Consider the following 12033-nt stretch of genomic DNA (forward strand, 5'->3'; position numbering starts at 1 on the left):
TCCATGCGATGCGGAGTGCTACGACGACTGTGCAGTTTTGACCCACAAAACCGCGAAATCTCAGCCCGAACATGCACATTCGTCGTAGCACCCCGGCTTTGATGGTTGTGGAGAGCGGCCGCCGCCGGGTTGGGTCGTGCGACCCCTGTGGATAACCACGGCAGAGCTATCCGGTCTGTCGGTGGGCGCAGCAATGCTCGCCGTATGAACCGACCGTTTCTCGGTAGCGCAGCCGTGGAGGCCGGACTGCTGACCAAACGAGAGCTCCGTGCCGAGTACCGCGCCGTCTACCGGGGCGTCTATCTCGCCAACGAGGTGGCGTTGACGCCGAGGCTGCGCGCCGAGGCGGCGTGGCTGTTCGCCGGGCCAGACGCAGTGTTGTGCGGGCTGTCGGCGGCGGCCGTGCACGGCACCAAGTGGCTGGATGTGAACGCGCCCGCCGAGGTCGTGCGGACCAACCGTCACGCGCCGGCAGAACTCCAGGTGCGCTCGTACGCCCTCGCTCCAGGAGATGTGCGCCAGGTCCGCGGTATGCGGGTGACCTCTGTGGCGCGGACGGCGTTCGACTTGGGCCGGCTGTTGCCCGAAGCCCAGGCGGTGCCGGTCCTGGATGCGTTGCTGAACGCGACCGGTCTCGACCCCGCGCAGGTGTGGGCGCTGGCAGCGGTGAATCGCGGAATTCGAGGTGTCGATCGATTGCGTGTTTCGCTGGCGCAGACCGACGGTGGAAGGTGGCCGTCGAGTGCGACGAGGAAGCGGATGCTCCGGATTATCGCGAGTGGGTGCACAGCCACACGGCTGAGCTCGAATCCCGCGGGTGGAGCGTCATATGGGTGACAAAGTCGACGGCGAAAGGTCAGGGCAGCCCCGGGGTGGTGGTGTTGCGGGCGTGGGAGAAGTTGTCGGCCGCTCAGCGGAAGCGAGGACGCTGAGGGGATCCAATGTTGGCCTGGGTCCGACAATTTGGCCGGAATTGGCATACAAGCCGACGTTGGAGCCGCGTTCGGGCCGCTACGATCCGACCATGTCGCTACCCGATGGATCGGTCTTCGCCGGTTTCACCGTGGTCAGATCGTTGGGTGCCGGCGGCATGGGTGAGGTCTACCTGGTCCAGCATCCGCGGCTGCCACGCACTGACGCGCTGAAGGTGCTGCCCGCATCGTTGTCCGCCGACGCCGAATATCGGCGGCGCTTCGAGCGCGAGGCCGACGCCGCGGCGACACTGTGGCATCAGCACATCGTGGGCGTGCACGACCGCGGCGAATGCGACGGGCGACTGTGGATCTCGATGGACTACGTCGAAGGTTCCGATGCCGGAAATGTGCTGCGGACGCAGTGCCCCGGTGGCATGCCGCGGGATCAGGTCTTCGCGATCGTCACCGCGATTGCCGACGCACTGGACTATGCGCACAGCCGCGGCCTGCTCCATCGCGACGTCAAACCCGCCAATATCCTGCTGGGCGCACAGGGTCCCGGCCGCGGCCGGGTGATGCTGGCCGACTTCGGGATCGCCCGGCGCGTCGACGATTTCGATGGGCTGACGTCGACGAACATGACCCTCGGCACCCCCAGCTATGCCGCGCCGGAACAACTGCTCGGTGAGGCGCTGGATGGACGAGCAGACCAGTATGCCTTGGCCGCCACGGCTTTTCAGCTGCTGACCGGCCGGCCTCCGGGCGGCGACTCGACGCCCGTGGTGCTCATCAGCCAACGTGTGAGTGGTGTCGTGCCGAAGCTGGCAGAGTTTCGGCGCGACCTCGCGGATCTGGACCCCGTGATGGCGATCGCGATGGCCCGCCGGCCTGCTGACCGCTTCCCGTCCTGCGCGGATTTCGCCGCGGCGCTGGCGCGTGGTGCGGCGCCGACGTTGCCGCCGGCCGCCGCGGTACCCGGGGCGCCGACAATTCGATCCGGTCCGGCCGCTGCGCCCGCCGGTCCTGTGCGCCAACCGGATCCGCCACCCGCAGCGCGATCCCGACCGAGTCCGACGGCCTGGGTCCTCGGTGGAATCGCGGCTTTGCTGGTGGTGGGCCTGGTCTTCGTCGGTCTGGTGCTGATGCGCGGGCGTGACGGACGCAGCGGCGCAACGACTTCAGCGGAGGCCACGACGGCCATGGTCGAGACGTCCGGCGTGACCGCGACGTCGGTCGAATCCACCGCACCGGAGACTGCCACCTCGCTGGTGCCCACCACAGCGCGAATGGTGCTGCCCGACGCCGATTCCCGTGGCTTCACCACGTACAGCGGCGCCGCGCGGTGCGCCGGTGCGGACGAAGCCGCGATGATCCTGCGCACCGCCCAGTCCGCGGTCGTGATCTGCCGCAGCAGCGTCGGCGTGCTGTACTACCTGGGCTATCGGCTGTCCGACGGCGCGAAGATCCGATTGGGAACCGTGCATGCGTCCGGCGACGGCTACGTCGCGATCAACGATCCCGACTCGGCCGAGTACCACGTCTCGCCGTCAGGCCTGGAGATCGTGCAGAACGGTCAAGTGCTGGCGTCTGAGCCCGCGGTTGAGTCTGCTCGCTGAGCACCTGACGCGGTGCGCGTATGTCAGGATGGCCGAGTGAAAGGGATCATCCTGGCGGGCGGCGCGGGGACGCGGCTGCACCCTGTCACGGCCGGGGTGTCCAAGCAGCTGATCCCGGTCTACGACAAGCCGATGATCTACTACCCGCTGTCCACGTTGCTGCTGGCGGGGATCACGGACATTCTGGTCATCACGACGCCGCTCGACGCGCCGAGTTTCGAGCGGCTGCTCGGTGACGGGTCGCGATACGGGGTGTCCATCAGCTACGCCCAGCAGCCGTCACCCGACGGGCTGGCGCAAGCCTTCACCATCGGCGCGGATTTCCTCGGCGGGGACAGCGTGGCGCTGATCCTCGGCGACAACCTGCTGTACGGCCCGGGCCTGGGCACACAATTGCAGCGGTTCAACAACGTCGACGGCGGGGCGATCTTCGGCTACTGGGTCGCTGAACCCTCGGCCTACGGCGTCATCGAGTTCGACGAAGCCGGCCGGCCGGTCTCCCTCGAGGAAAAGCCCGTGGCGCCGAAGAGCAACTACGCCGTGCCGGGCCTGTACTTCTACAGCAATGACGTGGTGTCCATCGCGCGTGAGCTGAAACCCAGTGCGCGCGGTGAGTACGAGATCACCGACATCAACCGAACCTACCTGGCGCAGAACCGGTTACGGGTGCAGGTGCTGCCCCGCGGGACGGCATGGCTGGACACCGGGACATTCGACCAGATGACCGACGCCGCCGAATTCGTGCGGACCATCGAGCGTCGCACCGGATTGAAGATCGGCGTGCCCGAGGAAATAGCCTGGCGCCGTGGCTATCTCAGCGGCGACGAACTGCGGGAGCGTGCCGAGCCGTTGGTGAAGTCCGGCTATGGCACGTACTTGCTGGACCTGCTGAGCAGGGGGTACTGATGGCACGGCTGCTGGTCACCGGAGGTGCCGGGTTCATCGGTGCCAACTTCGTCCGATATGCCCTGGACCACACCGATCATCACGTGACGGTGCTGGACAAGCTGACCTACGCCGGCAATCGCGAATCCCTTGCGGGCCTGCCGGAACAACGGATGACGTTCGTCCTCGGCGATATTGCCGACGCGGACTTGGTCGACGAATTGATGGCGACGACCGACGTCGTGGTGCACTTCGCCGCCGAATCGCACAACGACAACTCGCTGCGCGATCCCGAACCGTTCTTGCACACCAATCTGGTGGGGACCTTCATGCTGCTGGAGGCAGTGCGCAAGCACGGCACCCGGTTGCACCACATCTCGACCGACGAGGTGTACGGCGACCTCGAACTCGACGATCCCGCCAAGTTCACCGAACGCACGGCGTACAACCCGTCGTCGCCGTACTCGTCCACCAAGGCCGGCAGTGATCTGCTGGTGCGCGCCTGGGTGCGGTCCTTCGGCGTCCGAGCCACTATTTCCAACTGCTCCAACAACTATGGGTCCTACCAGCACGTCGAGAAGTTCATCCCGCGGCAGATCACCAACGTGCTGTGCGGAATCCGGCCGAAGCTCTATGGCGCGGGTCGCAACGTGCGGGACTGGATTCACGTGGACGATCACTCGTCCGCCGTGCTGGCGATCATCGAACGGGGGCGCCTCGGCGAGACGTATCTGATCGGCGCCAACGGCGAGAAGGACAACAAGACCGTCATCGAGATGATCCTGACGCAGATGGGTCAGCCGGCCGACGCCTACGACCACGTGACCGATCGGGCCGGGCACGACCTGCGTTACGCCATCGATTCGACCAAACTCCGTACTGAACTCGGTTGGCAGCCAAAATATCTCGACTTCGCCGACGGATTGAGCGCCACCATCGCCTGGTACCGCGACAACGAGGCGTGGTGGCGCCCGGTCAAGGACGCCACCGAGGCGCGCTACGCCAGTCAGGGTCAGTGATCGATGGGCAGCCAGTGACCGAGTACGGAAAACCGTTGTCCGCCAACACCACGCCGATCCCCGGACTGACCATCTGGGAACTGCCGGTTCACGGCGACAACCGCGGCTGGTTCAAGGAGAACTGGCAGCGCGAGAAGATGACGGCCCTCGGGCTGCCGGACTTCGGGCCTGTGCAGAACAACATCTCGTTCAACGACGCGGCCGGCACCACGCGCGGCATCCATGCCGAACCGTGGGACAAGTTCGTGTCCGTTGCGACGGGCCGCATCTTCGGTGCGTGGGTCGATCTACGGGACGGCCCGACGTTCGGGACGGTCTTCACCGCCGAACTGGACCCATCGCGCGCGGTGTTCGTCCCCCGCGGGGTCGGCAACGCGTTCCAGACCCTGGAATCGGACACCGCCTACGTCTATCTGGTCAACGACCACTATTCGTCTGACGCCCACTATGTTTCGGTGAATCTGGCCGACGAGTCGCTGGCCGTCGAATGGCCGATTCCGCTCGAGCGCGCCGAGCTGTCGGCGAAGGACCGGGCTCATCCCCGGCTGGCCGACATCAAGCCCGTCGCGCCACGAAAGACGCTGGTACTCGGCGCGAATGGCCAACTCGGCCGGGCCCTGCGAGCCGAGTACGGCGCCGACCCGGCCGTCGAGTTCGGCACGCGCGACGACGTGGACCTGTCCGGCGACCTGGAGACGGCCGTCCGCTGGCAGGACTACGGCACCGTCGTCAACGCCGCTGCGTACACCGCGGTGGACGACGCCGAGACGCCGAGCGGACGGGTCGATGCCTGGGCTGTCAATGTCACCGGCGTTGCGGCACTGGCGCGGATCGCGGCCGCGCGCGGCCTCACGCTGGTCCACTTCTCCAGCGACTACGTCTTCGACGGCACGTCCGAATCCCCGTATCGGGAGGACGACCCGATCGCCCCGCTCGGGGTGTACGGCCAGACCAAGGCGGCCGGCGACCAGCTCGTCGCGACGGTGCCGCGGCACTACATCCTGCGGACGTCCTGGGTGATCGGCGACGGCCACAACTTCGTCCGCACCATGGTGTCGTTGGCCGAACGCGGCGTCGACCCGTCGGTGGTCGACGACCAGTTCGGGCGGCTGACCTTCACGTCGGAGCTGGCCCGGGCCGTCCGGCACCTCACCACGACGGGCGCCCCGTACGGGACGTACAACGTCACCGGCGGCGGGCCGGCGATGTCGTGGGCGGATATCGCCCGCCGGGTATTCGAGCTGTCGGGCCACGATCCGGAGCGGGTCACGGGTGTCAGCACCGCGGACTACTTCGCCGCGGCGACCAGAGCGGTGGCACCGCGGCCGCGCAGCAGCGTGCTCGACAATCAGAAGCTGGTGGCGACGGGATTCACCCCCGCGGCCGTCGACGATTCGTTGTCGCGTTATCTGGGCGGGTAGCTGCGCCGTTTCCCGCCAAGCGGACGCTTGCTTGGGCGCGCCGGGAGCGCCGTGTGAAGATGGACGGACTATGAGCTCTACAGATCTCAGCCCGGCGTCCCTGCGCGCGGCGTTCGGCCACTTCCCGACCGGCGTCGTCGCCATCGCCGCCCACGTCAACGGCGAAAAAGTGGGCCTGGCCGCGAGCACGTTCGTGCCGGTGTCGCTGGAACCGCCGCTGGTCTCGTTCTGCGTGCAGAACACCTCGACCACCTGGCCGAAGCTCAAGGACCTGCCGGCGCTGGGGATCAGCGTCCTCGGGCAGCAGCACGACACCGCGGCGCGCACCTTGGCCGCCAAGACCGGCGACCGCTTCGCGGGGATGGAAACCGAGCTACGCGACAACGGCGCGCTGTTCATTCACGGCACCAGCGTGTGGCTGGAGACGTCGATCGATCAGCTGGTTCCCGCCGGCGATCACACCATCGTGGTGCTGGCGATCAGCGACATCGTCATCAACCCCGACGTCGAGCCGATGGTCTTCCACCGCAGCGCATTCCGCCGCCTGGAGGCTTGACTCGACACGCCGTCGGCTCACGTATGCCGCGCTAGGGCTTGGCGGCCAGTTCCTGGCGGTACCCCGCCACGCGCTGCTCGAGTTCAGCGGCGTCGTCTGGCCGGCCTTCCTTGCGTGCCAGCTCGGCGCGCGCCGTGAGCTCGCGGATGGCGGTCCGAATGTCGTTGACGCTGTGCGTTTCTGGTTGGCCCATCTGGCTGCCTTTCGTCACGGATTGGCTGCCCTTCCGAGCCTACGCCGAAACATCGCTTTGCCCGCCCGATCGGCATGCGAAGCCAAATCGGCTCGAGATGAACGAAATGGTCGTTCCCGAGAGCTGGGAACGACCATTTCGTCAATCTCGACGCATGTCGGCGCCTACCGCCGGAAGAGCTTGTTACCCAGCCAGACGATGGGGTCGTACTTGCGGTCGGCGACGCGCTCTTTCATCGGGATCAACGCGTTGTCGGTGATCTTGATGTGCTCGGGGCAGACCTCGGTGCAGCACTTGGTGATGTTGCAGTAACCCAGGCCGAACTCGTCCTGCGCCATGTCCTTGCGGTCCAGGGTGTCCAGCGGGTGCATGTCCAGCTCGGCGATCCGCATGAGATACCGCGGCCCGGCGTACGCCTCTTTGTTCTCCTCGTGGTCACGCACCACGTGGCAGACGTTCTGGCAGAGGAAGCACTCGATGCACTTGCGGAACTCCTGTGACCGCTCGACATCTTCTTGCTGCATCCGGTACTCACCGGGCTTGAGATCCTTCGGCGGCGCGAAAGCGGGGATCTGGCGGGCCTTCTCGTAGTTGAACGACACGTCGGTCACCAGGTCGCGCATGATCGGGAACGCCCGCAGCGGGGTGACGGTGACGGTTTCGGCCGGGTCGAACGTCGACATCCGCGTCATGCACATCAGCCGGGGACGGCCGTTGACCTCCGCCGAACACGACCCGCACTTGCCGGCCTTACAGTTCCACCGGACCGCCAGGTCCGGGGCCTGCGTGGCCTGGATGCGGTGGATGATGTCGAGCACCACCTCACCCTCGTTGACCTCGACCTTGAAGTCGTCGAGACCGCCGCCGGTGTCGTCACCACGCCAGACCCGCAGATTGGCTTGGTAGCTGTTGCTCATGGCTAGCTCCGTTCCGGGTGGGCGGCCAGTTCGGCGTCGGTGTAGTACTTCTCCAGCTCAGACAGCTCGAAGCAGGCGAGCAGTTCAGCCGGCATCGGCACCTGCTGTTCCGGGGTGACCGTCACGTCGGGGACGATCGGGTCGCCACCACCGGCGCTGCACACCAACAAGATGTTGCGCCAATCGGCGCTCATCTCCGGGTAGTCGTCGCGGGTGTGGCCGCCGCGGCTCTCGGTACGCGCCAGCGCAGCCTTGGCCACACACTCGCTGACCAGCAGCATGTTCCGCATGTCGACGGCCAGGTGCCAACCGGGGTTGAACTGGCGGTGACCCTCGACGGTGATGTTGTGCATCCGGCGCTTCAGATCGTCGAGCTTGTTCAATGCCGCTTCGATCTCATCCTTGGTGCGGATGATGCCGACCAGGTCGTTCATCGACTGCTGCAACTCGGTGTGCAGGGTGTACGGGTTCTCCGCGCCGACGTGCTCGTCGAACGGCGCCAAGGCTTCCCGGGCCGCGGTGGCCAGGGAAGCATCGGAGACCGTCGGCCGCGCGGGCAGTGACTTCACGTACTGCGCCGCGCCGAGGCCGGCCCGACGGCCGAATACCAGCAGGTCGCTCAGAGAGTTACCGCCGAGCCGGTTGGAGCCGTGCATACCGCCCGAGCACTCGCCGGCCGCGAACAAGCCCGGCGTGCGGGCCGCCCCGGTGTCGGGATCGACCTCGATGCCACCCATGACGTAGTGACAGGTCGGGCCGACCTCCATCTCGTCCTTGGTGATGTCGACCTCGGCCAGCTCCATGAACTGGTGGTACATCGACGGCAGGCGCTTCTTGATCTCCTCGGTGGGGATACGCGAGGCGATGTCCAGGTAGACCCCGCCGTGCGGGGTGCCGCGGCCGGCCTTGACCTCGGAGTTGATGGCGCGTGCCACCTCGTCGCGCGGCAGCAGGTCAGGGGTGCGCCGTGCGGAGTCGTTGTCCTTGAGCCACTGGTCGGCTTCTTCTTCGGTTTCGGCGTACTGGCCCTTGAACACCGAGGGGATGTAGTCGAACATGAACCGCTTGCCCTCGGAGTTCTTGAGCACTCCGCCGTCGCCGCGCACGCCCTCGGTGACCAGGATGCCCTTCACCGACGGCGGCCAGACCATGCCCGTCGGGTGGAACTGGATGAACTCCATGTTGATGAGCGTCGCGCCGGCCCGCAGGGCCAGGGCGTGCCCGTCGCCGGTGTACTCCCAGGAGTTCGACGACACCTTGAACGACTTGCCGATGCCGCCGGTGGCCAGCACCACGGCGGGCGCCTCGAACAGCACGAACCGGCCCGATTCACGCCAATAGCCGAACGCGCCGGCGATGCGGTCGCCGTCTTTCACCAGCTCGGTGATGGTGCACTCGTGGAAGACCTTGATCCGGGCCTCGTAGTCACCCGTCTCTGCGAAATCCTCCTGCTGCAGCGAGACGATCTTCTGCTGCATGGTGCGGATGATCTCGAGGCCGGTGCGGTCACCGACGTGCGCCAGGCGCGGGTAGGTGTGGCCACCGAAGTTGCGCTGGCTGATCCGGCCGTCCTTCGTGCGGTCGAACAGGGCGCCGTAGGTCTCCAGCTCCCACACCCGGTCCGGTGCTTCGCGGGCGTGCAGCTCAGCCATGCGCCAGTTGTTCAGGAACTTGCCGCCGCGCATGGTGTCACCGAAGTGCACCTGCCAGCTGTCCTTGGAGTTCGCGTTCCGCATGGACGCGGCGCAGCCGCCCTCGGCCATGACGGTGTGGGCCTTGCCGAACAACGACTTACACACCACCGCGACCCGCAGACCCTGCTCCCGGGCCTCGATGACCGCACGCAACCCCGCCCCGCCGGCTCCGATTACGACGACGTCGTACTCGTGCCGTTCGAGTTCAGCCATGAAATAACTCCAAATTGTTGTGAATAGCGTTGAAAATCAGAATGTTTGACTCAGCCCACGAAACGCGGGTCGCTGAACCACCCGGCCGACACGGCCATGACGTAGAAGTCCGTGAACATCAGGGTGCCGAGGGTGATCCACGCGTACAGCTTGTGGCGGGTGTTGAGCTTGCTGACCTGGGTCCAGATCCAGTAGCGCACAGGGTGTTTCGAGAAGTGCTTGAGCCGGCCGCCGGTGACGTGCCGGCAGGAGTGGCAGGACACCGTGTAGACCCACAGCATGATGACGTTGCCCAGCAGGATGATGTTGCCGAGCCCGAAGCCGAAACCGCTGGGCGAGCGGAACGCGACGATGGCGTCGTAGGTGTTGATCACCGAGATGACGACCGCGATGTAGAAGAAGTACCGATGCGAGTTCTGGATGATCAGCGGCAACCGCGTCTCACCGGTGTACTTGGCGTGCGGTTCGGCGACGGCGCACGCGGTTGGGGACTGCCACACCGTGCGGTAGTAGGCGCCGCGGTAGTAGTAGCAGGTCAGCCGGAACAGCAGCAGGAACGGTAGGGACAGGGCCGCGAAGGGAAGCAGCGACAGCGGTCCGTCGGCCGGCAGAATCTGGGGCCAGAACTCGCTGGCAGCACCGCACTTGACGCTCAGACACGGTGAGTAGAACGGCGTCAGGTAGTGGTAGTCCGTGACGTAGAAGTGGTCCCGCTGGAAGGCGCGCACCGTCGCGTAGATGACGAATGCCGCGAAACCCAGGTCGATGAGAATCGGGGATTTGAGCCAGTTATCGGTCCGCAGGGTGCGCTGCGATATCTGCGCACGCGTGGGGGAGAAAACGCCGGTCCCGGGACGGTTGGCGGCGGGTGCGCTCACGAAGACGGCCTCGATTTCAGTTGGGGGCAGGGTCTACCTATGAAGTTGGGACGGAGACGGATGGTGGGCGCACCATTCCTTGCCGGGGAAGCCGCGCCCACCTCGAAATCAGCCGCCGACGCCACCGTCGTTCACGTCACGCCAGAAGTCGCTGGAGTAGTCGTGATCGGGGATGGCGATCTTTTCCTTGGCGTGCTGGTGCTTGATGCCGCGGCTGAATTCCAGCTCTTCGACGTCGATATCCAGCCGTTCGATGTCGTTGATCATGCGCTCGGCGTCGTTGGCGATCCGGCGCATGGCGGGGGAGTCCCCGTACTTGGCTGCCAGGGAGCTGACGCAGCGACGCAGGCCGCCGATCAACTCGTGTAGTTCGGCGAGCTCGGTGGTAGTGGACATCGGGCGACCTCCTTGGGCTGAAGGGTGTCATGGATCACATTACGACACCGGATGGTAGTCAGATCTCGAGATGAAAGTGAGACAGGTCACGTTTATGGCCGCGGTGTCGGCATGTCCGAGGGATGCCGGTCGGTACGGTGTGAGCATGTCCGACGCGGTTCTGGCGCAGCGCGCCGAAGCACTATTGGCCCTGCACCAGCCGGGAAATCCGGTCGTCCTCCCGACCGTGTGGGACGCCTGGTCGGCGACGCTGGCCGTGTCCGCCGGGTTCTCGGCGCTGACGGTCGGCAGCCATCCGGTGGCCGACTCCGTGGGCAAACCCGACGGCGAGGGTATGTCGTTCGACGACCTCACCACGCGCGTCGCCCAGATCACCTCGGCTGTCGACGTGCCGGTGTCCGTCGACGTCGAATCCGGTTACGGCGAGGCTCCGAGCCGCATCATCGCTGGTCTGCTGGACGCGGGTGCGGTGGGCCTGAACATCGAAGACACCGTGCACAAGGACGGTGGCCGCATCCGGGACGCGCAGGAACATGCCGACCTGGTCGGTGAATTGCGCAGGGCGGCAGACGCTTCGGGGGTCCACGTGGTGATCAATGCGCGCACCGACCTGTTCCTGCGGCAGATCGGCGACGAGGCCGACCGGTACGAACGCGCTGTGCAGCGGCTGAAGCTGTGTGCCGGGGCCGGCGCCGACTCCCTGTACCCGGTGGGCCGCCACGATGACGACACCCTGCGCCGGCTGGCCGCGGATCTTCCGTTGCCGGTCAACGCCATTGCGATCCCGGAGTCCGACGACCCCGCATCCTTCGGCCCGCTGGGCGTCGGGCGCATCAGCTTCGGACCGTTCCTCCAGCGGGCACTGGCTGTGCAGGCCGCCGATATTCTGGCGCGGTGGCAGTGAGCGACCCCGACGACGCCCAGGAGAACTACGGGTTGTGGTGGGCCGCCGGCGTTGCCGCCGCGGTGTTGTTGATCATCCTGATCTACCAGGTGATTCAGACCTCGGGGGAATCCGAACAGCCGTCGGGGCCGGCAGGTGAACCGACGGTGTTGACGACGCATCCCACGACCACCAAGCGGACGACGACTCGCACCACCACGACGACAACAACGACCACGACAACGACGACGGAAACCACGCCGGACACGTCGACCACGGACGAGACCAGCACGACGCCGTCGACCAGCTCCACCTACACGCCGTCGAGCACCGCCGGGTACGGGACCTACCCCACAACGACCACCACGATCTACAACCCGTACAGCACGGCCACCCCGGCCCCACCCGCCGGCGTGGGGTAGATCGGCGCAGGTCTGTGACCCGGGCC

Annotated in this window: 13 protein-coding genes; 8 read left to right on the plus strand and 5 right to left on the minus strand. The window is 66.3% G+C overall.

All coding sequences use genetic code 11. The features are described from left to right. The first annotated feature begins 204 nt into the window (after positions 1–204). The 6 genes from AC3WTE_RS09475 to AC3WTE_RS09500 all read left to right on the plus strand — a co-directional run bounded on the left by AC3WTE_RS09475 (position 205) and on the right by AC3WTE_RS09500 (position 6411). Entirely contained in the window at positions 205–837 is a 633-nt protein-coding gene (locus AC3WTE_RS09475) for a hypothetical protein (protein ID WP_492437145.1), read from the plus strand. 187 nt (positions 838–1024) lie between these two features. Beyond that, the gene (locus AC3WTE_RS09480) at positions 1025–2530 is read left to right on the plus strand and encodes a serine/threonine-protein kinase (RefSeq protein ID WP_492437146.1); all 1506 of its coding nucleotides are present in this window, start codon (positions 1025–1027) and stop codon (positions 2528–2530) included. 36 nt (positions 2531–2566) lie between these two features. Further along, entirely contained in the window at positions 2567–3436 is an 870-nt protein-coding gene (gene rfbA, locus AC3WTE_RS09485) for a glucose-1-phosphate thymidylyltransferase RfbA (protein WP_492437147.1), read from the plus strand. Then, positions 3436–4434 (plus strand): dTDP-glucose 4,6-dehydratase, encoded by a 999-nt coding sequence (gene rfbB / locus AC3WTE_RS09490; protein ID WP_492437148.1) that lies wholly within the window; start codon positions 3436–3438, stop codon positions 4432–4434. Before rfbA ends, rfbB begins: the two co-directional genes overlap by 1 nt. A 14-nt stretch (positions 4435–4448) precedes the next feature. After that, on the plus strand, positions 4449–5855 hold the full coding sequence (locus AC3WTE_RS09495; RefSeq protein WP_492437150.1) for a sugar nucleotide-binding protein: 1407 nt from the start codon (positions 4449–4451) through the stop codon (positions 5853–5855). Between the two features lie 70 nt (positions 5856–5925). Beyond that, complete coding sequence (locus tag AC3WTE_RS09500) at positions 5926–6411, plus strand: flavin reductase family protein (protein WP_492437151.1); 486 nt, start codon at positions 5926–5928, stop codon at positions 6409–6411. A 31-nt stretch (positions 6412–6442) separates the two neighbouring features. Here the strand turns inward: AC3WTE_RS09500 and AC3WTE_RS09505 are convergent, their stop codons facing one another. From AC3WTE_RS09505 to AC3WTE_RS09525, 5 genes are all read right to left on the minus strand, one after another. After that, positions 6443–6604: a hypothetical protein gene (locus tag AC3WTE_RS09505; RefSeq protein WP_459367945.1), complete on the minus strand. Its 162-nt coding sequence runs from the start codon at positions 6602–6604 to the stop codon at positions 6443–6445. A gap of 164 nt (positions 6605–6768) precedes the next feature. Then, positions 6769–7521 (minus strand): succinate dehydrogenase/fumarate reductase iron-sulfur subunit, encoded by a 753-nt coding sequence (locus AC3WTE_RS09510; protein ID WP_492437152.1) that lies wholly within the window; start codon positions 7519–7521, stop codon positions 6769–6771. 2 nt (positions 7522–7523) lie between these two features. Beyond that, positions 7524–9428, minus strand: coding sequence for a fumarate reductase/succinate dehydrogenase flavoprotein subunit (locus tag AC3WTE_RS09515; RefSeq protein ID WP_492437153.1), 1905 nt, complete (start codon positions 9426–9428; stop codon positions 7524–7526). 50 nt (positions 9429–9478) lie between these two features. Further along, a complete protein-coding gene (gene sdhC / locus AC3WTE_RS09520; RefSeq protein ID WP_492437154.1) occupies positions 9479–10306 on the minus strand; it encodes a succinate dehydrogenase subunit SdhC in 828 nt (275 codons plus the stop codon). A 108-nt stretch (positions 10307–10414) separates the two neighbouring features. Beyond that, positions 10415–10702, minus strand: a complete 288-nt coding sequence (locus AC3WTE_RS09525; RefSeq protein WP_459367949.1) for an Rv0250c family protein — start codon at positions 10700–10702, stop codon at positions 10415–10417. A gap of 145 nt (positions 10703–10847) precedes the next feature. Here AC3WTE_RS09525 and AC3WTE_RS09530 point away from each other — a divergent pair, with 145 nt between their 5' ends. Beyond that, positions 10848–11606 (plus strand): isocitrate lyase/PEP mutase family protein, encoded by a 759-nt coding sequence (locus AC3WTE_RS09530; RefSeq protein ID WP_492437156.1) that lies wholly within the window; start codon positions 10848–10850, stop codon positions 11604–11606. Continuing rightward, positions 11597–12007 carry a hypothetical protein gene (locus tag AC3WTE_RS09535; RefSeq protein ID WP_492437157.1) on the plus strand — a complete coding sequence of 137 codons (411 nt, stop codon included), beginning with the start codon at positions 11597–11599 and terminating at the stop codon, positions 12005–12007. Before AC3WTE_RS09530 ends, AC3WTE_RS09535 begins: the two co-directional genes overlap by 10 nt. Positions 12008–12033: the final 26 nt, after the last annotated feature.

The organism is Mycobacterium sp. FW102-FHT13B02 (genome assembly GCF_058790275.1).

What these genes read in the sequence shown, in the direction of transcription:
- AC3WTE_RS09530 (WP_492437156.1), top strand. Translation starts at nt 10,848, where the DNA reads ATGTCCGACGCGGTTCTGGCGCAGCGCGCCGAAGCACTATTGGCCCTG.
- AC3WTE_RS09505 (WP_459367945.1), bottom strand. Translation starts at nt 6,604, where the DNA reads ATGGGCCAACCAGAAACGCACAGCGTCAACGACATTCGGACCGCCATC.
- AC3WTE_RS09500 (WP_492437151.1), top strand. Translation starts at nt 5,926, where the DNA reads ATGAGCTCTACAGATCTCAGCCCGGCGTCCCTGCGCGCGGCGTTCGGC.
- AC3WTE_RS09510 (WP_492437152.1), bottom strand. Translation starts at nt 7,521, where the DNA reads ATGAGCAACAGCTACCAAGCCAATCTGCGGGTCTGGCGTGGTGACGAC.
- AC3WTE_RS09525 (WP_459367949.1), bottom strand. Translation starts at nt 10,702, where the DNA reads ATGTCCACTACCACCGAGCTCGCCGAACTACACGAGTTGATCGGCGGC.
- rfbB (WP_492437148.1), top strand. Translation starts at nt 3,436, where the DNA reads ATGGCACGGCTGCTGGTCACCGGAGGTGCCGGGTTCATCGGTGCCAAC.
- AC3WTE_RS09480 (WP_492437146.1), top strand. Translation starts at nt 1,025, where the DNA reads ATGTCGCTACCCGATGGATCGGTCTTCGCCGGTTTCACCGTGGTCAGA.
- AC3WTE_RS09475 (WP_492437145.1), top strand. Translation starts at nt 205, where the DNA reads ATGAACCGACCGTTTCTCGGTAGCGCAGCCGTGGAGGCCGGACTGCTG.
- AC3WTE_RS09515 (WP_492437153.1), bottom strand. Translation starts at nt 9,428, where the DNA reads ATGGCTGAACTCGAACGGCACGAGTACGACGTCGTCGTAATCGGAGCC.